This window comes from Catenibacterium sp. RTP21428st1_D7_RTP21428_210409, assembly GCF_040227455.1.
GTDB classification, from domain to species: domain Bacteria; phylum Bacillota_I; class Bacilli_A; order Erysipelotrichales; family Coprobacillaceae; genus Catenibacterium; species Catenibacterium mitsuoka_A.
In genome coordinates this window covers 1-22,095 of record NZ_JBEHVX010000004.1, presented here as the reverse complement: position 1 = coordinate 22,095, position 22,095 = coordinate 1, and the positions used below count along the sequence as shown (strand labels likewise).

The window sequence follows — 22,095 nt, the reverse complement described above, 5'->3', positions numbered from 1 at the left end:
TAACACGTAATTGATTATTGTGCAACGGATTTATTATTATAAGAAAATAGTAAAAAAAGAAGTACTATTCGTACTTCTTCTAAGAATCATAATTATTTTTTAGCAGCAGCCATCTGAGCAGCTACTTCAGCAGCGAAGTCTTCTTCTTTATGTTCCATACCTTCACCAACCATGAATCTAGCCATTTCAACTACTTTACCGTTACCTAAGAACTGTGCAACTGTTAAATCAGGGTTCTTAACGAATTCCTGGTCAACTAAGCAGATAGCCTTTAATTCTTTGTTTAAACGTCCAGCAATCATCTTTTCTACGATATTTTCTGGTTTTGGTTTAGCTGACTTAGCATTTTCTTCTAAAGCCTGTTTCTTTAATACTTCAGTTTCCTTAGCGATATGTTCAGCAGGGATTGCAGATCTATCGATAAACTGAGGAGCACTTGCAGCTACGTGCATAGCAACATCTCTAGCCTTTTCTTCATCACAATCAGCGATTTTAACTAAAGCAGTGATCTTACCACCCATATGAGAGTAAGCACCAAATACTTCATTTTCAGCCTTAGTCATAACAGCAAATCTTCTTAAAGATAATTTTTCACCAATCTTACCTGATTTTTCAGCGATTACAGTAGCAAGATCTTTACCTTCTACTTCAATCTTTAAAGCTGCTTCAACATCAGCTGGGTTGTTAGCAACAATAGTCTTTGCAACATTTGCTACTAATTCCTGGAATTCAGCGTTCTTAGCAACGAAGTCAGTTTCAGAGTTAACTTCTACTAAAGCTGCTTTATCACCATCAATTACAAATGCAGATAAACCTTCAGCTGCAATTCTGTCAGCCTTCTTAGCTGCCTTTGCGATACCTTTTTCTCTTAACCAGTCAAAAGCTTCTTCGATGTTACCGTTAGTTGCATCTAAAGCCTTTTTACAGTCCATCATACCTGCACCAGTTTTTTCACGTAATTCTTTTACTAATTTTGCACTAATTGCCATTTGTTTTTCCTCCGTAAATTTTATTAAAAAGGAGAAAGCATAATGCTTTCTCCTTTTGATTATGCTTCAGTCTTGTCAGTTCTTGGAGCTTTATTTCTTCTAGGACCGTTCTTATATCTTGGTCCTCTGTTGTTTTTATTTTCTTCAACGCTTGCAACAGCATCGTTCATTGTAACTTCTTTTTCTTCTTCGTCTTTAACGAATGCTACAGTAGTAGGTTCACCCTTAGCTTCGCAGATAGCATCAGCCATAGCAGCAACGATTAACTTAACAGCTCTGATTGCATCATCGTTTGCAGGGATTACGTAATCTACTTCATCAGGATCACAGTTAGTATCAACGATACCGAATACTGGGATACCTAAGATCTTAGCTTCAGCAACAGCATTGTGTTCAACCTTTGGATCAACTACGAATAAAGCATTTGGTAACTTCTTCATTTCTTTGATACCGCCAAGGTTTCTTTCTAACTTAGCCTTTTCCTTCATAAGAAGAACTGCTTCCTTCTTAGTGTACTGTTCTAAGCTTCCGTCTTCTTCCATCTTTTCAAGTTCGATAAGTCTCTTGATTCTCTTCTGGATAGTCTTGAAGTTTGTTAAAGTTCCACCTAACCATCTAGAGTTTACGAAATAAGAACCAGATCTTTCAGCTTCTGTCTGAACAGCTTCCTGAGCCTGTTTCTTAGTACCAACAAATAAAACCTTACCGCCCTTTTCAGCGATTTCTTTCATTGCCTGATAAGCTTCATCTAATTTGTCTGAAGACTTCTTTAAGTCAATGATATAGATTCCATTTCTTGATGTAAAGATGTATGGAGCCATTTTTGGATTCCATCTCTTTGTCTGATGTCCGAAGTGAACACCAACTTCTAATAATTTTTTCATTGAAATTACTGACATGTGTAATTTCCTCCTTTTTGTTTTTTCCTCCACTATTTCTAACATAGCCCACCAATAAGGCACTCGAACTATGAATCCATAGTGTGTGTATTTCAAACACCATGACATAATAACATAAAATTAAATAAAATACAATAAAAAAAGAGAAGAAAATCTCTCCTTCTCTTAAATATCTTTCATATCAAAATCATTTGGTTCAATATAAATATCAAATTGTTTATAGACTAGATATACGATTGGCGCAAATGCTACATTCATCACTAATGTTGGAAGATATCTCATTGTAATAAATTGAATAACTCCAATATAAGTAAAACGTGAAATAAGCATCAGCCAGTAAACAACGAATTCCTTAAACGTAACAATGAGAATCGCATAAACAATGAATTCTAAGCAAGTCATGTTATCGTTTCTATAAATGTATGTTCTCACAAATGTAATAGCACAATAGATCAGAATATAGACCATTAAGGAATTAGAATAACAAACAGTATAATATAGACCACATGCTGCACTAAAGAAAAATCTTTCGGATTTGTCATGAACTGTGATAGTTAATAAAGAAAACATAAGTAATCCAATACATGGAACAAATGTAAGACCTGAACGATTGATATTAGTAGGAATAAAGAAATTGATGACACTATCAATCAAAAAACAGACAAACATAATCAGGAAATTCTTCAAAATCTGATTATTCTTCATATTAGTTTACCCTCTGTACAACTGCTACATAGTTCAATGAATCAAAATTAACTGAAGGTTTAACAGTAACATATTTACCTGATGCATCCGTACCTTCATTAAATCCTACAACCTTACCTACTAGTATTCCTTTAGGAGACTTTCCTTTTCCTCCTAAACCACTTGTAGTTACATTTAAACCTTTTTGAATCTTGTCCACTGTAGATAAGAGAGAAACCTTATAAGTGCCCGCCTTTACATTGTAGCTGTTGACCAAACCGTAATATGTATTTTCTCCATCTACAATCATAACAGGAAGCTGAACACTATTATTTTCTGAACAAAGTAATGTCACAGTAGAAGAAATAGTACCTACTTTAGTAACAGTCCCAATCATTCCTTTAGAAGTAATAACAGACATACCTTTTTGAATCTGAGAATTACTTCCCATATTAATCTTCACCTGATTACTCCAAGATTCAGCATCTCTTTCAATAATAGTTGTATATTTAACTTTATAGTCAGTAGGTAAAGATTCAATGTTTGTAATTTTCTTCATTTCCGACAATTCATTTGATAATACTTCATTCATTGCAAGCTCACTCGCATAGTTATCAAGTGAACGCTTCAATTTCTTATTCTCACGATAAACAAGCTTAAGATCATGATATTCAGTAAATACATTTTTTACGTAATTCACTGGTGCCTTGATAACATAATATTCAGCATTTGCGATTGTATCCTGAAATACGCTTGAAAATGGCAGTTCAGTAATACCTGATACAAGAGCATAGACAGATGTCACAATCAATACAACAGTGATTACGATCATTCTTCTTGTATGCTTGTTTTTCTTCTTTTTATACAATGACATCACCTCGGTGAATACATTATAATATCTCTTTTTGAAAAATGCAATCATAAGGAAAAACAGTTATCAGATTGAAGAATAGACCCTCTCTGCTTTAAAACTATAATATTGATTTCTTCCAATAATGATATGGTCCACTATATCTACATTCATCATTTTTCCAAGTTCTATAAGCTTTTGTGTCATATTAATATCTTCACTAGAAGGATGTGCATCACCTGAAGGGTGATTATGTACACAAATGATACTAACCCCATTAAAAGCAAGTGCTTCTCTAAATATTTCTCTTGCAGAAACAATAGACATATTGACACTTCCCACAAATAATGTCTTTTCCGCAATCAAACGATTATGATTATCTAAAATCATAATCAAGAAATGTTCCTGCGATAAATGGGACATCTTGTTTTCTAAATGATAGAAAACTTTAGCTGGGTTATCATATATCTCATTCATATCTGTATGCATATTAATTCTTTTAGAAAATTCTAAAGCAGCCATAATCCCGATCGCTTTGGCTTTATTGATTCCCTTAAAAGATAATAGCTTTGCAAAAGTAATAGAATGAAATCCACTCATTCCCTGTATTTCTCTTAATATTGTAGAAGATAAATCTAAAACTGACTGCTCCTTATTACCAGTTCTTAATAATAATGCAAGTAGTTCTTCATCCGTCAATGATTCTATACCATTTAAGAGTGCTTTTTCTCTTGGTTGAGAAGATTGTTCAAGTCCCTTGATCATAAATACCACCTCATATTTGCCTTTTAAGCATATGTATTTAACACCTTGAATTCAATTCCATGCATTTTACATCTTACTTTCATTCTTATTACAAACTCATAATATTTTTGTAAAAACTTTTGATTATTCTCAACAATCACGACACAACTCGGATTACTTTTTATCACTACACTAATGCATTTATTCATATAATCATTATAGACATTATCCAATTTATTCTCTATTTTCTTTATCTTCTCTAAAACTGCTTTACTATTATTTGAATTTTGTTCTTTTCTTGATAATCGTCTCTTTTGTCTCAGTAATTATTTCTCTAATTTCTCAATGTTTTCTAATACATCCACTCTTTGTATGCTTAATCCATTTATCGTAAATATACATTCAACTATATCTATCTCAATTCTTACTTCTCTATCAACTGTTTCCATTTTCCTTCACTTCCTTATAAATAAGGGTGCGAATCGCACCCTTCTCTTCTTATTTTCCCCATTCTAATGTGATAAGACGACCTAATCTGAGACGACCCTTAGCAGATCTAAGTAGTTTTAATCCAGCAACTCCTAGTAATGCATAAATAATATATGTCAATGCACTACCACCACAGATTTGTTCCTGGCTACTAACGGATAATTCGTACATATTTACTCCTTTCTAAAATTTTGTAAATGAGACAAATGAACTATTTCATCCTTATTACTCTTCCACCTCTTAGATGACTCAAAGATGCTCTCAACAATTTCATGCCAGCAATACCTAGAAGTGCATATATAATACGATACATAACACTTCCACCATTAATCTGCTGTTGTCTTTTCGTAGATAGCTCGTACATCTTTACTCCTTTCTGCCCCCTCTACTATATCTATACGTCTAAAGAAATGAAATTACTTAAAAAAAATCCCCAAAATGGGGATTTTTGATTAGTTCATCTTAGCAAGTTTTTCTTTTGCTGCAGCATATTTAGAACGATAATCTTCTAATTTAGCTTTTTCTGCTTCTACTTTAGCAGCTGGCGCTTTAGATGTGAAATTAGGGTTAGATAACATACCTTCACCACGCTTGATTTCACCTTCAAGCTTCTTGATTTCTTTTTCAACCTTTACCTTTTCAGCTTCCATATCAATATACTGACCTAAATCAATATTAAGTGTATTACCACCCTTGATAACTTCAGTCGCATTATTCTTACTTGTTGGAACATTATATCCTACACAAGTTGCGTTAACTAGTTTGCTGACATAAGGGGCAATTTCCTTTAATAATGTTTCAAGATCATCCTGTTTAGTAGTGATTGTATAATCAACCTCAATACTATTCTTGATAACATAAGTATGTCTAATTTCTCTTACACCCTTGATAATATCAATTAAATAAGTAAACTGATCATTGATTGTGTCATTATCATATTCTGGATTTACTTCTGGCCATTTAGAAATAACGATAGATTCTTCATTATGTGGAATAGCCTGATAGATTTCTTCAGTAACGAATGGCATGATTGGATGTAATAATCTAACAATAGTATTTAATACATAAACAAGTGTGTTTAATGCAGATTTCTTAGCAACTTCATCATCACCTGTTAAATGAAGTTTAGATAATTCGATATACCAAGAACAGAAATCATCCCAGATGAAACGATATAATTCAGTTCCTACATTGATAAATTCAAACTTATCCATATTTTCATCAACACTTCTGATTACTTCATTTAATCTATTCAAGATCCACTTATCAGCTAAGTTAAGTGTTGCATAATCTAATTCTTCTAATTTTTGATCTTCATCAATGTTCATTAATACATAACGTGCACTGTTCCAGATCTTGTTAATGAAGTTCCAAGTAGATTTTAATTTAGCTGGTACATAACGCATATCAGCTCCTGGTGAAGAGTTATTTAATAAGAACCATCTTAATGAGTCAGCTCCATATTCATCAATAACATCCATTGGGTCAACACCATTACCTAATGATTTCGACATCTTACGACCCTGTTCATCTCTGATTAAACCATGAATTAAAACATTCTTGAATGGTCTTCTACCAGTAAATTCGATTGACTGGAACATCATACGGCTTACCCAGAAGAAGATAATATCATAACCAGTAACTAATGTATCAGTTGGAAAATATCTCTTAAACATTGGATCTTCTGTATTAGGCCAGCCCATAGTTGAGAATGGCCATAAAGCACTTGAGAACCATGTATCAAGAACATCTTCATCCTGAGTCCAGTTTTCTACGTCTTTAGGTGCTTCTCTACCTACATATAATTCACCTGTTTCATTGTTGTACCATGCAGGAATACGATGTCCCCACCATACCTGACGTGAAATACACCAGTCTTCAATGCTGTTCATCCAGTTAGAGAATGTCTTTTCAAATCTTTCTGGAACGAAATCTACTCTATCATCAGTTTCCTGATTCTTTAATGCATTTTCAGCTAATGGCTTCATCTTTACAAACCACTGCTTAGATAAATAAGGTTCTACAATTGCATGAGAACGTTCTGAGTGACCTACTGAATGGACAATAGTTTCAATATGATCTACAACACCTGCTTCTTCAAAATCCTTTAATAAAGCTTCACGGCATTCAAAACGATCCATTCCTTTATATTTACCAGCCAAATCATTCATAGTACCATCTTCATTCATACACTTAGGCATTGGTAGATTGTACTTCTTTGCTAGCTGGAAGTCATTTGGGTCATGTGCTGGTGTACATTTCATAACAGCAGTACCAAAATCAAGATCAATATAGCTATCAGCCATAATTGGTAATTCATCACCGTTGGCAGGGTTGATTGCCTTCATACCAACATATTTCTTATATCTTTCATCATCAGGATGTACGAAAATTGCCTGGTCAGCAAACATTGTTTCTGGACGTGTAGTGGCAATGACTAAAATATCATCAGAACCAACAATATGATAATTGAAGTAGTACATATGACCTTCAATATCTTCATGATATACTTCTATATTTGATAATGCAGTTCTTTGTACTGGATCCCAGTTAATGATCTTTTCACCCTGGTAGATTAATCCCTTTTCATATAATCTAACAAAGACTTCCCTAACAGCATCTGATAAACCTTCATCAAAAGTAAATCTTTCCTTTGAATAATCAAGTGATAAACCTAATTTAGCCCACTGTGCACGAATGATATCTGCATATTCTTCTTTCCATTCCCAGATCTTATCAACAAGCTTTTCTCTACCTAAATCATAACGAGAAATACCCTGTTCTCTAAGTCTAGCTTCTACCTTAGCCTGAGTTGCAAGTCCAGCATGGTCCATACCTGGTAACCATAATGCATCATAACCCTGCATTCTCTTATAACGGATAATCATATCCTGCATAGTAGTATCCCATGCATGTCCTAAATGTAATTTACCAGTTACATTTGGTGGTGGAATAACAATACTATAAGGCTTCTTTGTTAAATCACCTGCTTTAAAGTATTCCTTATCTAACCACTGCTGATATTTACCTTTTTCTACAGCTAAATGGTCATATTTAGTCGGCAACTCTTTCTTCATTTGTTTCGTCCCCCTCAATAAATGATTCTTTATGTTCTCTAATATACTTAGTTAACTTTGGCATAAAATCAGTACCTGCAATCATAGTAATATATTCATGTGTGAAGTCTGAGAAATTATAAGAAGAATAATCACCCATATCTTCATCTTCTTCACCATTTTCCATGATTTCATTCAATCTTCTTGCACTCTTTACTAATTCTGCAATCTGCGGTTCACGCACATTATTGAAATAAGTTTCTAATTCATCCGCATATACTGAATAAGCAGGTGTTTCAAAGAAAGATCTAATTGTTTTAGTAGTACTCACACATTCATTTAACTGACTGATACCATAGACAGTTCTTTCTTCCATATTTAATTTATCTAGGAAGTTTTCATCTTCATCTTCTAAATCACCAATAAGTGCAACAATTAAATTGACTAAATCCTTATCACTGCATGCATCAAATTTTTCTGATGTAAAATGCTTGTTTTCATCTTTGAAATCCGCAAATCGTAACGTTTCTTCCATCTGTTTGTCTTTGATTGCTTTTGTTTTCTTATAATAGAAATAACATAATGTGATTATAAATAGAGTAAAAGCAACCAATATCGGTGTTCTGTATTCCATAATTCCTCCTTAAATAAAAAAGAGCATGTGCATAAGGACGACTGCATCGTGGTACCACCTTATTTCACATACTCTGTATGTCTCTTTACTTTAACGCAGTATTACGTATCTGACTACTTCATTCACCAAATATGCTCCAAGGCTACCTTCCAGTCTTCACTCTCCTCTTTCACACCAGCCAAGAGGTCTCTTTAAGAAGAATAACTGTACTCCTCCTCTTCAACGCTTGTTATTATTCTACCAAAGGCTTTACTATAAGTCAATGAACTTATTTACCTAGATATTCTAAAGCCTGAGCAAGAACTGAATCACCATTCATCATACCATAGTCCTTCATACCAATCATATATACTGGAATAGAACCAACAGTTTTCTGAATTTCTTCCTTTGCATAACGAACCTGTGGTCCAAGGAAAATAATATCAGCTTCTACATCCTTTAAATCAGTATTTTCAGCATTCACTGCCCAAATTTCAGCTTCGACATTCTGTTTAGTCGCTGCTCTTTTCATCTTTTCTACAAGTAAGCTTGTACTCATCCCTGATGCACAGCATAATAAAATCTTAATCATCCAAAAACTCCCTTCTTGCGACACATTATATACTAAAATAAGACGTTTGTGAAGAAAGAAAAAAAGAGAGATGTTATGATCTCTCTTCGCATAATTCTAAGATACAATCCCAGACTTCTCTGACACCTTTTTTCTTTAAGCTAGAAAAACGGACAAAGTGGTCACTTGGATCGAAATCCAATGTTTCTTTAATCAGCTTCTCATTTTTAACAAGTTCATTACGTTTTAGCTTATCTTCTTTAGTTGCGACAACAATAACAGGAATACCAAAATGCTTGGCGTAATCATACATTGTCACATCATCATCTTTAGGTTTATGACGATAATCCACAATAAGAATCATCGCTTTTAGATTCTTTCTATTACGTAAGTAATTGTCAATCATTTCTGAGAACTGCTCTAACATCTTCTTTGGTACCTTTGCATAGCCATATCCTGGTACATCAACAAGTCTTACTTCATCATTGATATTAAAGAAATTAAGAGTACGTGTTTTACCAGGAGTTGAACTAACCTTTGCAAGTCCCTGCACATTGGTTACTGTATTGATAAAGCTTGATTTACCTACATTTGAGCGTCCAGCCATCACTACTTCAGGTAATGATTCATCTGGCCACTGACTAGGCCAGGCTGCACATAACATGAATTCGGCTTTTTTAATTGTATACATATTACTTTTCCAACGCATTTTCTAAAACAGTATCAATATGATCTGCTGTGATGATAGTTAAATCGTTTCTTACAGATTCTGGAATATCATCAATATCTTTCGCATTATCCTTAGGAATAATGATTGTATGAATACCAGAACGATGTGCAGAAATAGACTTTTCTTTTAAGCCACCAATTGGTAATACATTACCTGTTAATGTCACTTCACCTGTCATTGCGACATCATCACGTACAGGCTTTTGTGTGAAAGCTGAATAGATAGCAGTTGTTAAAGTGACACCAGCACTAGGACCGTCCTTCTTTACTGCACCTTCAGGTACATGAATATGAATATCCTGCTTATCAAAATCAATATCCTTTAAGCTATACTTATCAGCATGTGCCTTAAGATAGTCTAACGCAATTGAAGCAGATTCTTTCATGACATCACCAAGCTGACCAGTGACGATGAATTTACCACTACCTTTAAAGTGGTTGACTTCAATCGGAAGAATATCTCCACCAAACTGAGTCCATGCTAAACCAGTGACTACACCCACCTGAGGTTTAGGCTGTTTCTTTGTATGGTCAAAAGGTGCTTTACCTAATAATTCTTCTAAGTCGTTTACTTCCACAGCAACATGATCAGTTGTTTTCTTAAGAATCTTCAATACTGATTTTCTACAGATTGCTGCAATCAATCTTTCTAACTGACGTACACCTGCTTCACGTGTATAGTGTCTAATAATATACATTAACGCATCATCAGTAATAGTTAACTGTTCATCAGTCAAACCATGATTCTTAAGTTCTTTCTTAATTAAATGATCTTTCGCAATCATTAATTTTTCTTGTTCTGTATATGAAGATAGTTCAATGATTTCTAATCTATCACGTAATGGTTCAGGAATACCACCTAGATCATTTGCTGTTGCGATAAATAAAACCTGTGATAAATCATATGGTTCTTCAATATAGTTATCTGAGAACATAGAATTCTGTTCAGGATCTAATACTTCAAGCATAGCACTTGTAGGATCACCCTTATAATCACTTGCCATCTTATCAATTTCATCTAATAAGAAGACAGGATTCATAACACCTGCTTTTTTCATACCCTGAATGATACGACCTGGCATAGAACCTAAATATGTTCTACGATGACCTCTGATTTCTGATTCATCAGTCACACCACCTAGAGAAATTTTAACAAACTTACGATCTAAAGCACGTGCAATAGACTTAGAAATAGAAGTCTTACCAACACCTGGTGGACCTACTAAACAGATAATAGGTGCCTTTAAAGACTGAGTCATCTGTTTAACAGCAAGCTGTTCTACAATTCTTTCTTTAGGTTTCTTTAAACCAAAATGGTCTTCATCAAGAATTTCTTCTACCTTAGTAATATCCTGATTATCTTCAGTCATTTCAAACCAAGGAAGCTTAGTCATCCAGTCAAGATAAGTACGTACGACATTGGCTTCTGGTGAAGTAGAAGGCATCATTTCATATCGTGCTAACTCTTCAGTTAACTTGTCTTTTACATTCTGTGGATAAGGATTATCCTTAATCATAGAACGGAATCTTTCAACTTCATCCTCACCATTAGGTGCATCACCTAATTCTTCTTTAATTGCCTTAAGCTTTTCTCGTAAATAGAATTCTTTCTGGTTTTCATCAATACTCTTCTTAACACGATTATTTATAGAATTTTCAATTTCATTAATAGCCTTTTCCTTCTGCATAGATGCAAGAACTAACAAAAGACGTTTATTAATATCTGGTTCAGCTAAAATCTTTTCTCTTTCCACTAAATCAGAATTAATATAATGACCAATAGTATCAGCAAGTTCACTTGCTGATAAACCATGAGTAATATTTGAAATTAATTCTCTAGGTAATAACTGACTCGCACCATTCATTGACTGCATCTGTTCAGTCAACTTACGTACTAGCGCAGTTTCTTCATTAGGATCACCATGAATATCTTCTAAATAGCGCACCTTTGCATAATAGCATTCACCTTCAGTATAAAGTGATTCTAATTCAACACGCTTTTCACCTACTACAGTAAGTTTGATTGTTCCATGGTTATCTTTCTTAATACGTTTTGTAATCTTACAAAGTGTGGCATGGTGATATACCATGTCAAAATTGATTTCTTCTTCTAAAGGATGGATCTGTGAGACTAATACAATATTAGAATCATGCTGACTTACAGCTAAATCCATTGCATTTAAGGAAAATGTACGTCCTACGTCCAAAGACAATTCATGTCCTGGAAATACAAGCATACCACGCGTACAAATAACAGGAAGATCAACTGTTACATTTAAATTTTCCATAATCTATTTCTCCTTTCTTAGAAAAAATAAGACGCGTAGGCGTCTTATTTCACATTATCTTTAATTAACTGAAGAGCCTTTCTGTGAGTTAAATCACTCTTTACTACATATTCCTGACCACCAAGAACCTTCTTAACTTCTTCAAGTGGCATGTTGTAGTATGTAGCGATTTCTTTCATTTCATCTTCCATTTCTGCATCAGTCACTTCAATGTTTTCTGCCTTAACGATTTCATCAAGGATTAAGTTTAACTTAACTCTTTCTTCAGCCTGATCTCTTACATCAGCTTTGATATCATCCATTGTCTTACCAGTCATCTGAGTGTATAATTCAATGTTTAATCCCTGCTGAGATAAGTTCTGGTTGATTTCGTTAATGATGTTCATAACTTCGCTATCAACCATTGCATCTGGTACATCGATTGTATTGTTAGCAACAACAGCCTTAATTACTTCTTCATTGAACTTGTTTTCAGCTTCAGCCTTCTTCATAGTTCTGATCTGATCTTTGATCTTTTCCTGTAACTGTTCTAATGTTTCAACACCTTCGATATTAACATCCTTAGCTAATTCATCATCAATTTCAGGTAAAACCTTTGCTTTGATTTCATGAACCTTAACCTTGAATACTACTTCAGCACCTGCTAAATCAGCTGCATGATATTCTTTAGGGAAAGTTAAGTTGATTTCTTTTTCTTCACCAGCAGCCATACCAACTAGACCTTCTTCAAATCCAGGGATAAATGAGTGAGAACCGATTTCAAGTGAATAGTTTTCTGCTTTTCCGCCTTCAAAAGCAACACCATCTTTGAAACCTTCATAATCGATAACAGCTGTATCGCCTTCTTCAACTGTTCCTTCTTCTTTAACTACTAATTCAGCGAACTGCTTCTGGTAGTCATTTAATCTTTCTTCAACATCTTTCTTAGTTACTCTTACCTGAGCCTTCTTAACTTCTAATCCTTTGTATTCACCTAATTCGAATTCAGGTTTAACTGGACAAGTGAAAGTTACTTCTAATTCAGTTTCAGTAGACTTAACAATGTTTGCAGTTGGCTGAGCAACTGGAGTTACATTGTTGTCAACGAAGATCTTAGCATAGTTTTCGCTTAAGATTTCTTCAACAGCCTGTTCTCTTAATGCCTTAGCACCAATCTTAGCTTTGATTAAATTCTTTGGAGCATGTCCCTTTCTGAAACCATCTAACTTAACTGAACCAGCTAACTTATTTAAAGCCTTTTCCTGAGCTGCTGCCCATTCTTCTGTATCGAAAACGGCTTTGATTTCAACCATTGATTTCTCAAGTTTTTTAACTTCTGTATTCATTTCTTAATCTCCTTTACTATTTGCAATTGCTATTATACATGAAAGATTCATGCAATGCAACAATTTAACACTCTAATTGTTTGAGTGCTAATATTTCTTTTTCTACGTCTGATAAATCGCAATTGTAGTCAATTTCTATATCAGATGGATCGACTGGCATATTCTGTAATGTTGCAACGTAATAGTGTAGCGTTGCTGCTACTAGATCACAGTCTTCTGGCATAATATCCTTAGGATAAATAGTATAAAGATAATATTCCAGATAATCGAGACATTGTGAGAGAAGCGTAGGATTATCATCTTCTAATACTCTTGAAAGAGATTTACCAATCAATGTATAACATTCTCTTTCTAATACCAAAGGACTATAAGAGCCATTAAAGTAATATGTTTCATCACCCTTTACTACAGTGAATTCTTCATCCACCTGCTGATCAATCAGAATTTCCATAATAAGTGTCTTCGCAAAAGATGACTTATGAGGATTTTCTAAGAATCTTCCTACTTCAGGCATGATCATACGGATATTTAACTGCTGTAATTGATCAAGTGCCATATAAATTAAATCATCATTCACTTCATCTCTATCAAGTAAACGTCCAATTTCCTGTGCAGACATAATGGTACTCTTGTTTTCTAGCTGGTAATTCTTTTCCTGCTTCATAAGAATAATTTCATCATAAACTGCATTGAATAAGTTTTCATACTGCTGAGGGATATAAGGCATAGATAATTCTTCAATAAGAATATTAATTGCCTGTTCATATTCTTCAAGTTCTTTTAAAGCATTTAAATATAAAGCAGTCACTTCATAATAAGTGTTATTGGCCTGCATTTTAGCAACGGCCCCTTCCTGCATACATCTTTGATAATCTTCTAATGCATTCAAGCATACAAGACGATAATATCTAGTCATCTCGTCATCCATATCTGTCAAACGACTTAATGCGACTTGATACTGGCCTTCTTCAATAAGTTCTTCTATCATGTTTGCCCCCTTGAGTTTTCATTTTATCAAAATTAGACTATCTGTCAACATAATTAAAAAACCTTACTAAATGTAAGGTCCTTGTCTTATTATTCATCACCAAATGATACGCCCATAGCCTTAGCAGCCTGAACAAGATCTCCATTAGGATCAACAAGCTTCTGCTTACCAAATTTCGCATCACCAATTACTTCTTCAAGTGAAGTATATTCCATGTTGCCACCCTTTAATGATACAACATTTCCAAATAAGCCTTCATCAATCATAGCACATGCCTTATTACCAAATCTGATAGATAGAATTCTATCATATGCATCAATATCACCACCACGGATAATATGACCCGGATTGACAGAACGTACTTCATGATTAGGAATGACTTTTTCTAGATCATCAGCCACCTTTGCAGCAAGTCCAGAATAACGAATTGGGTCTGGTGAATCTTCTACAATCTTACCGATTGACTTTGTACCATCCGCATACTTAGCACCTTCAGCTACTGCAATAACAGTATATGGAAGACCTGCTTCATCACGTTTCTTAACTGCTTTCGCAATATTTTCAATAGTAAATGGAATTTCAGGAATTAATACAACACCTGCATTACCTGCAAGACCTGCATATAATGAAATCCATCCAGCTTCTCTACCCATTAATTCACAGCAGATGACACGATGATGTGATTTTGCAGTAGTCTGAAGACGATCTATGAATTCAGTACCAACACTCATCGCACTGATGAAACCATATGTTAAATCTGTAGAAGTAAGGTCATTATCCATAGTCTTTGGTACACCAATGACATTGACACCTTTTCTGCTGAAATCTCTAGCACTTGTTAATGTACCATCGCCACCTAACACAACTAATACATCAACACCATCTTTCTTAAGATTTTCAACGCCTACATCACTGACGTCTTTTCTTACTTTTCCACCATTTCCATCATCTACAAGATAATCGAATAGGTTATCCTTATTAGAACTATAAAGAATAGTTCCACCTTCCTTATATATATCCTCTACCTTGTCTACAGTTAATTCTACATAATTATTATTATACAATCCACGATAACCATATACAAAACCAATAACTTCCCAATTATATTTTTCAATCGCAATCTTAGTGATTGTTCTGATTACCGCATTTAAGCCTGGACAATCTCCTCCGCCAGATAATAGCGCAATTTTTTTAACTTTTAAATTCATGATATTTCCTCCTTATGTAAATCCTACTCTCTATTATAAATTAAACTGTTAGCGTTTTCAATATAAATATGAAGCGCTTACATATAGGTGCTAAAAAAGAAGCCTATAATGGCTTCTTAGTCAAAGTTTCAATGACTTCTATTACATGCTTTACTGGGAGCCCAATGACATTATCAATATCTCCCTGCACTTCTTCAATGAATTTCCCTGCAACACCCTGAATCGCATAAGCGCCAGCTTTACCCTTCCATTCATCAATAGAAAGATAATCATCAATCATATCATTGATATTCTTAAATGTAACTTTTGTTTCATCTACAAATATACAAACCTGATCTTTATAGAATACAGCCACTGATGTAAACACACTATGTGTATCACTACTTAATGATTCAAGAATTTCTCTTGCTTCATGAGCACTGTGAGCTTTACCAATAATCTTTCCATTATGATAGATTGTTGTATCCGCACTGATTACAACATCATCAGGATATTTCTCATGAATAGAAACACCTTTATCATATGCGAGTTTCTTAAGTCTTTCTTCTATTTCTAGAGAAGAATCAAAATATTCAGTAATAGAAGAGGCATCGATAATAAAATCAATGCCTTCTCTTTCAAGCAGTTCTTTTCGTCTAGGAGAAGTACTTGCAAGAATAATTTTCATTATTTCTTTTCCTCAGCAGGTGCATCATGTTTAACGATTGGTTTTGGTAATAATGCTTTTCTAGAAACATTCACACCCTTATCAGTAATCTGAGTTACTTTAACCTTTACTGTATCACCAAGCTTGATTACATCGCCGACTTTATTTGTTCTATCCCAAGCAACATCTTTAACATGTAAGAAACCATTTGTACCAGGGAATAATTCAATGAATGCATACTTTTCTTCAACTCTTACAGCTTTACCATCAAAGATTTCGCCTACTTCAACTTTTCTAGTTAAATCCTTGATCATACCCATTGCATGGTCAATCGCTTCCTGAGAGTAATGATAGATAGTAACGTTACCTTCATCATCAATATCGATCTTAACATTATCACTTTCAGCAATAATCTTATTGATCATATCTCCGCCCTTACCGATTACATCTTTAATCTGTTCAGGTTCAATCTTTATCATAGCAACCTTAGGAGCATATGGGCTTAAGTGATCTCTAGGTTCACTGATTGCTGACATCATGCAGTCCATGATTTGTCCTCTTGCAACCTTTGCCTGAGCTAATGCTTCCTGTAAGATTTCTTTAGTGATACCATCAATCTTGATATCCATCTGTAATGCACAGATACCGTTCTTTGTACCTGCAACCTTGAAATCCATATCACCTAGATGGTCTTCCATACCCTGGATATCAGTTAAGATTGTATAGTTTTCGCCTTTTTTAACTAGACCCATAGCGACGCCAGCCACTGGATTACTAATTGGAACACCTGCAGCCATTAAAGCCATAGTTGATGCACAAATTGAAGCCTGTGAAGAAGAACCGTTAGATTCTAATACTTCAGCAACAACTCTGATTGCATATGGGAATTCTGTTTCAGAAGGAATAACCTGTCTTAAGGCTCTTTCACCTAAAGCACCATGACCAATTTCTCTTCTACCTGGAGAACCCATTCTTCCTGTTTCACCTACACAATATGGTGGGAAATTATAGTGATGCATGAAACGTTTCTGGTCTTCCATTCCAAGACCATCAATCTTCTGTACTTCACCTAATGCACCAAGTGTGCAGGCAGATAATACCTGAGTTTCACCACGAGTGAACATAGCTGAACCATGTACACGTGGCAATAAATCTACCTGTGCATCTAATGGACGTACTTCATCTACTTTACGACCATCAGGTCTTACCTTTTCTTCAGTAATCAAACGTCTTACTTCTTCTTTTTCAAGATCACCAAGAACCATCTTAACCTGTTTAATTGTCTTATCATGTTCTTCAACAGTTGCATATTCTTTTTCTTCAAAAGATTCTACAACCTTAGCATCTAATTCATCAATAGCAGCATATCTTTCAAGCTTGCCAGGAATAGAAATAGCCTTGATCATTTCTTCCTTAGCCATTGCTTCTACGCTAGACACAATATTTTCATCTAATGCGAATAGTGGAACATCAATCTTTTCCTTACCAACAGCTTCTACAATCTGTTCCTGGAAAGCGATTAATTCCTTAATCTTTTCATGACCGAACATCAATGCATTCAACATTGTTTCTTCATCTACTTCTTTTGCATCTGCTTCAACCATGTTAATAGCATCCTTTGTACCTGCTACTTCAAGATTGATTTCACTTCTAGCCATATCTTCAGGTCCTGCGTTGACAGTAAATTCACCATCTATTAAACCAACATTTACACCTGCAATTGGACCATTAAATGGAATATCAGAAATACATAGAGCGATAGATGCGCCAAGCATTGCAGCCATTTCTGGAGTAGCTTCCTGATCAACTGATAGTACAGTATTAACAACCTGTACTTCGTTTCTGAAACCATCTGCGAATAATGGACGGATAGGTCTGTCAATCATTCTTGCAGTTAATGTACCATGTTCACTAGGACGGCCTTCACGCTTTAAGAATCCACCTGGAATCTTACCTACAGAATATAGTTTTTCTTCATAAGTTACTGTTAATGGGAAGAAATCTACATCTTTTGGTTCTTTCCCAGCACATGCTGTTGAAAGAACGACTGTATCATCATATCTTACTAAACAAGAGCCGTTTGCCTGTTTAGCCATTTCACCGACTTCAACCTGGATTTTCTTACCATAGAAATCCATACTAAAAATTTGTTTTGCCATAAATTCACCTCATATTCTTCAAAATTATATCATAAATCAACTATTACACAAACAATTATTTGACAGAGACATGAAAAAAAGCCCCATAGGGCTTTTTCTTATCTTCTTAATCCTAACTTATCAGTTAAAGTTGTATATCTGTCAAGATCTTCATTCTTAAGATACTTTAATAAATCTCTTCTTCTACCGATCTTCTTTAAAAGACCTCTGTTAGAATGATTATCCTTTGGATGCTGTTTGAAGTGACCATTTAACTTGTTGATATCAGCAGTTAATAATGCGATCTGAACTTCTGGAGAACCAGTATCCTTTTCTACGCGACCATATTCAGCCATGATCTTAGCTTTTTCTTCTTTAGTTAACATTATGTTTTCCTCCTAAATTATATTCTTCGCAATATCCAAGCTAGATGTAAGAGGTACAAATATCCTAGACATTGTTGCAATGACTATTTTACATTATTTTTATATAAAGTCAAATACTTTTTCATGACCTGACTTAAATATTTTCTGTCTTCTGTTAATTGTGTTTTTAGTCCTTCTAATCCATTAAAAACAGTTTCTTCACGCTTATATAAATAGAAAGTCACCTCTACTTCTTTACCATACACATCTTCATCAAAATCAAAGACGTTGACTTCTAATGAAAGACGATTGATATCATTGAATGTAGGATTCATCCCAATATTTGCCATACCTATATAATATTGATGATTGATTTCTACAATTGTGCCGTATACCCCTCTTTTAGGCAAGTATTTCATGCCATAATCAATATTCAATGTAGGAAAACCAATCAAACGACCTCTCTGTTTTCCATGAATAACAGTACCCTTTACCTTATAAGGTCGATCAAGTAAAGTATTGACTTCTTCAATCATTCCCTGATCCATCAGTTTCTTAATAAGAGTAGATGATACTTTTTCTGTTTCATTATACATAACAGCGTTTTTCACAATAAGTTCAAATGACTGTTTCTTTAAGTCTTCTATGCTGCCACTGTTATGAGCTCCAAAATGGAAATCATAACCACATACTAGTCTTTTTAAAGGAAGCTTATTTAAGTATTCATCAATAAATGCCTGTGGACTTAATGCTGCCACTTCCTTAGTAAAATGAATTACAAGCAAATAATCAATCCCCATTTCTTCTAGAAGTTCTTTTTTTTCTTCTAAAGTGATAATTGATTGTCTCTTTTCCCCCTTTAAAACACATAAAGGATGCACATCAAAGCTCATAACAGCTGTTTTTGTTTCTCCCTTATATTTCAATACTTCATTAATCAAAGACATATGACCTAAATGTAATCCATCAAAAAAGCCAATTGCAAGAGAAAGAGGTTCTGCTAAATGTACCTCTTCCATTTTTATGACCTTCATTAGAAAAGCCCCCTTAGGCTCTTCAAATTGCCTTTTCCATCTGGTCCATATATCGCAAGTAATTTACCTTCTTTTGAATAAATAGCTACATTATGATCTTTATCACTCTTGATTTTCTGACCAGTCATGACAATTCTTTCATCTACGACCATAGAATCATAGAAAGAAAATACTTCTTCTAACGATATCACTGGTCCATTGTTTTCTTCTAGTTCTTCGAGTGTCACTGCCTGATCGATTGTAAAATGACCTGACTGATTTCTTACTAATGCAGTCATATGAGCAGGATAACCTAAGGCTTTTCCAATATCTACACATAAAGAGCGGATATATGTTCCTTTAGAGCACTTAACATCTATTGTTATTTCATCATCATGTGCATCGACTAAATCAAGTTTATAAATAGTAATTGGTCTTTCTGGAACTTCTACTTCTATACCTTCTCTGGCATATTCATAGAGCTTCTTACCATTAATTTTAATAGCTGAATACATTGGAGGCTTCTGCATGGAATCTCCTTTAAATGATGATAATACTTCTTCTAGATTCTCATAACCTGTAAAAGGCTTGGTTTCTAAAACCTTCCCTTCAGCATCATATGTATCTGTCGCACTGCCAAGTTTAAGGGTCGCACGATATTCTTTTTCTTCACTCATTAAAAACTGCATTGCTTTAGTGGCTTTATTAATACCAATAACTAAAACACCAGTCGCCATAGGGTCAAGAGTCCCACAATGTCCTACTTTTTTAGTATGCATAATACGTCTCACACGATTAACGACATCATGACTTGTCATACCCTGTGGTTTATTAATTAAAATAATACCATCCATCTACTCACATCCTTCCTAAAAAAAGCAGACTATTGTCTGCTTAGATATGATTAATAACGAAGTACTTCTTCTTACCTCTTCTAATAACAGTCACCTTACCACCAAACGCATTGTCTTTTGATACAACAAACTTTTCATCAGTGACCTTTTCACCATTTACAAGAACACTTCCACCTTTTACGAACTGTCTTGCTTCACGATTACTAGAAGCAGCACCTGCTTTTACTAATACATTTAAGATTTGTTCATCTTCAGTGACATCAATACTTGGTACACCATTGAAGCACTGTTTAACCTGTTCATAAGTCATGCTCTTGATATCACCACTGAATAACTTTTCAGAAATGCTGACAGCTTCTTCATAAGCATCTGCACCATGAATGAAAGTAATAACTTCTTTCGCAAGGGCTTTATGTGCTTTTCTTAAGTGTGGTTCATTCTTATTTGATTCTTCTAATGCTTCAATTTCTTCTTTAGATAAGAAAGTGAGGTATTTTAAGTAATCAATAACCTTGCTATCTTCACTGTTGATGAAGAACTGATACATTTCATATGGTGAAGTCTTTTCTCTGTCTAACCAGATTGCATTTCCTTCTGATTTACCAAACTTAGTACCATCACTCTTAGTAAGTAAAGGCATAGTGAATCCATATGCTTCATCACCAGTCTTCTTTCTAATTAATTCAATACCTGCAGTGATATTACCCCACTGGTCCTGGCCAGCAACCTGTAAGTTACAGCCTTTATTTTCATGTAAGTAATAGAAGTCCATTGCCTGCATGATCATATAAGAGAATTCAGTGAAAGTAATACCTTCATCTAATCTTCTCTTGATAATATCCTTAGATAACATGTAGTTGATATTGAAATATTTACCATAATCTCTTAACCAGTCAATGAAGTTTAAATCCTTAGACCAATCCAAGTTATTAACTACTTCAAAACCGAATAAATCTTCAGCCTGCTTCTTTAAGCAGTCAAAGTTATGCTGTACCTGTTCTTTTGTGATCATTGGTCTTTCAGTTGTTGGCTTTGGATCCCCAATCTGTCCAGTTGCACCACCGACTAAAAGAATTGGATGATGCCCAGCATCCTTTAATCTCTTAGACATTAAGAAAGATGAGAAATGTCCAATATGTAATGAATCCCCAGTTGGGTCAGTACCAATATAGAATGTCATTCCTCCTGCATTTAATTTGTCTTTTAAGTCTTCAGAACTTACATCTTTAATGAGGCCACGCCACACTAATTCATCATAAAATGTCATAATTTCCTCCTATAATATAAAAGAGAATCCATCCAAAGGACGAATTCTCGCGTTACCACCTTTATTCATGTCAAAGACATGCTCTCTTGTTGATAACGGTGTACTCACCGTCTAGACTTTGCATCTAGAAGCTCCAAAGTGTATTCATTCATACTACTGCTCTTATTTTCACCAGCCATAAGTTCTCTAAACCAGCGCATATGAATTACTTGTCTTTTTCATCGCAACTAAAAGTCTACATGAAATCATGATGTTTGTCAATATCAGCTTGTGAAGACACTTTCCAACATCTGATTCCAATGTGATAATGTCTCAATGTATCCAAGTTGATATTGTCCCAATTGGGACAATATCAACTTGCCGTGTTAAACTATAACCT

Annotated in this window: 22 protein-coding genes and 2 other annotated features; all 22 genes read right to left on the bottom strand. The window is 34.5% G+C overall.

What is annotated here, in order from left to right:
* Nucleotides 1–92: 92 nt before the first annotated feature.
* Nucleotides 93–989, bottom strand: a complete 897-nt coding sequence (gene tsf / locus ABUA27_RS01240) for a translation elongation factor Ts (RefSeq protein WP_129982340.1) — start codon at nucleotides 987–989, stop codon at nucleotides 93–95.
* 59 nt (nucleotides 990–1,048) lie between these two features.
* Nucleotides 1,049–1,888 carry a 30S ribosomal protein S2 gene (rpsB, locus tag ABUA27_RS01235; RefSeq protein WP_022424323.1) on the bottom strand — a complete coding sequence of 280 codons (840 nt, stop codon included), beginning with the start codon at nucleotides 1,886–1,888 and terminating at the stop codon, nucleotides 1,049–1,051.
* 165 nt (nucleotides 1,889–2,053) lie between these two features.
* The gene (locus tag ABUA27_RS01230) at nucleotides 2,054–2,593 is read right to left on the bottom strand and encodes a rod shape-determining protein MreD (RefSeq protein WP_129982122.1); all 540 of its coding nucleotides are present in this window, start codon (nucleotides 2,591–2,593) and stop codon (nucleotides 2,054–2,056) included.
* A gap of 1 nt (nucleotide 2,594) precedes the next feature.
* Nucleotides 2,595–3,494, bottom strand: coding sequence for a rod shape-determining protein MreC (gene mreC / locus ABUA27_RS01225; RefSeq protein ID WP_192924059.1), 900 nt, complete (start codon nucleotides 3,492–3,494; stop codon nucleotides 2,595–2,597).
* 15 nt (nucleotides 3,495–3,509) lie between these two features.
* Nucleotides 3,510–4,187 (bottom strand): RadC family protein, encoded by a 678-nt coding sequence (radC, locus tag ABUA27_RS01220; protein ID WP_129982120.1) that lies wholly within the window; start codon nucleotides 4,185–4,187, stop codon nucleotides 3,510–3,512.
* A gap of 305 nt (nucleotides 4,188–4,492) precedes the next feature.
* A complete protein-coding gene (locus ABUA27_RS01215) occupies nucleotides 4,493–4,615 on the bottom strand; it encodes a hypothetical protein (protein ID WP_287846419.1) in 123 nt (40 codons plus the stop codon).
* A 49-nt stretch (nucleotides 4,616–4,664) separates the two neighbouring features.
* Complete coding sequence (locus ABUA27_RS01210; RefSeq protein WP_022424318.1) at nucleotides 4,665–4,826, bottom strand: hypothetical protein; 162 nt, start codon at nucleotides 4,824–4,826, stop codon at nucleotides 4,665–4,667.
* A 40-nt stretch (nucleotides 4,827–4,866) separates the two neighbouring features.
* Nucleotides 4,867–5,019 carry a hypothetical protein gene (locus ABUA27_RS01205; protein ID WP_187012533.1) on the bottom strand — a complete coding sequence of 51 codons (153 nt, stop codon included), beginning with the start codon at nucleotides 5,017–5,019 and terminating at the stop codon, nucleotides 4,867–4,869.
* A gap of 88 nt (nucleotides 5,020–5,107) precedes the next feature.
* Nucleotides 5,108–7,732: a valine--tRNA ligase gene (locus ABUA27_RS01200; protein ID WP_129982118.1), complete on the bottom strand. Its 2,625-nt coding sequence runs from the start codon at nucleotides 7,730–7,732 to the stop codon at nucleotides 5,108–5,110.
* Nucleotides 7,710–8,345: a DMP19 family protein gene (locus ABUA27_RS01195; RefSeq protein ID WP_129982117.1), complete on the bottom strand. Its 636-nt coding sequence runs from the start codon at nucleotides 8,343–8,345 to the stop codon at nucleotides 7,710–7,712. The genes ABUA27_RS01200 and ABUA27_RS01195 overlap by 23 nt, the downstream gene beginning before the upstream one ends.
* 30 nt (nucleotides 8,346–8,375) lie before the next feature.
* Nucleotides 8,376–8,577, bottom strand: a binding site (T-box leader).
* Nucleotides 8,578–8,613: 36 nt separating this feature from the next.
* On the bottom strand, nucleotides 8,614–8,916 hold the full coding sequence (locus tag ABUA27_RS01190) for a PTS sugar transporter subunit IIB (protein ID WP_022424314.1): 303 nt from the start codon (nucleotides 8,914–8,916) through the stop codon (nucleotides 8,614–8,616).
* Nucleotides 8,917–8,989: 73 nt separating this feature from the next.
* Complete coding sequence (gene yihA, locus ABUA27_RS01185) at nucleotides 8,990–9,586, bottom strand: ribosome biogenesis GTP-binding protein YihA/YsxC (protein WP_022424313.1); 597 nt, start codon at nucleotides 9,584–9,586, stop codon at nucleotides 8,990–8,992.
* A gap of 1 nt (nucleotide 9,587) precedes the next feature.
* Complete coding sequence (lon, locus tag ABUA27_RS01180; protein WP_129982172.1) at nucleotides 9,588–11,912, bottom strand: endopeptidase La; 2,325 nt, start codon at nucleotides 11,910–11,912, stop codon at nucleotides 9,588–9,590.
* A 44-nt stretch (nucleotides 11,913–11,956) separates the two neighbouring features.
* A complete protein-coding gene (tig, locus tag ABUA27_RS01175) occupies nucleotides 11,957–13,237 on the bottom strand; it encodes a trigger factor (protein WP_129982173.1) in 1,281 nt (426 codons plus the stop codon).
* A gap of 64 nt (nucleotides 13,238–13,301) precedes the next feature.
* Nucleotides 13,302–14,225, bottom strand: a complete 924-nt coding sequence (locus ABUA27_RS01170) for a hypothetical protein (RefSeq protein ID WP_022424310.1) — start codon at nucleotides 14,223–14,225, stop codon at nucleotides 13,302–13,304.
* Between the two features lie 89 nt (nucleotides 14,226–14,314).
* Nucleotides 14,315–15,433, bottom strand: coding sequence for a 6-phosphofructokinase (locus tag ABUA27_RS01165; RefSeq protein WP_129982386.1), 1,119 nt, complete (start codon nucleotides 15,431–15,433; stop codon nucleotides 14,315–14,317).
* A 103-nt stretch (nucleotides 15,434–15,536) separates the two neighbouring features.
* Nucleotides 15,537–16,100 (bottom strand): Maf family protein, encoded by a 564-nt coding sequence (locus ABUA27_RS01160; protein ID WP_129981991.1) that lies wholly within the window; start codon nucleotides 16,098–16,100, stop codon nucleotides 15,537–15,539.
* Nucleotides 16,100–18,238, bottom strand: coding sequence for a polyribonucleotide nucleotidyltransferase (gene pnp, locus ABUA27_RS01155; RefSeq protein WP_349820069.1), 2,139 nt, complete (start codon nucleotides 18,236–18,238; stop codon nucleotides 16,100–16,102). Before pnp ends, ABUA27_RS01160 begins: the two co-directional genes overlap by 1 nt.
* Nucleotides 18,239–18,336: 98 nt before the next feature.
* Nucleotides 18,337–18,603: a 30S ribosomal protein S15 gene (gene rpsO / locus ABUA27_RS01150; protein ID WP_129981993.1), complete on the bottom strand. Its 267-nt coding sequence runs from the start codon at nucleotides 18,601–18,603 to the stop codon at nucleotides 18,337–18,339.
* Between the two features lie 83 nt (nucleotides 18,604–18,686).
* Complete coding sequence (ribF, locus tag ABUA27_RS01145) at nucleotides 18,687–19,616, bottom strand: riboflavin biosynthesis protein RibF (RefSeq protein ID WP_349820068.1); 930 nt, start codon at nucleotides 19,614–19,616, stop codon at nucleotides 18,687–18,689.
* Complete coding sequence (truB, locus tag ABUA27_RS01140; protein WP_129981995.1) at nucleotides 19,616–20,449, bottom strand: tRNA pseudouridine(55) synthase TruB; 834 nt, start codon at nucleotides 20,447–20,449, stop codon at nucleotides 19,616–19,618. Before truB ends, ribF begins: the two co-directional genes overlap by 1 nt.
* Before the next feature lie 40 nt (nucleotides 20,450–20,489).
* Entirely contained in the window at nucleotides 20,490–21,716 is a 1,227-nt protein-coding gene (gene tyrS, locus ABUA27_RS01135) for a tyrosine--tRNA ligase (protein ID WP_117458083.1), read from the bottom strand.
* 32 nt (nucleotides 21,717–21,748) lie between these two features.
* Nucleotides 21,749–21,947, bottom strand: a binding site (T-box leader).
* Nucleotides 21,948–22,095 lie beyond the last annotated feature (148 nt).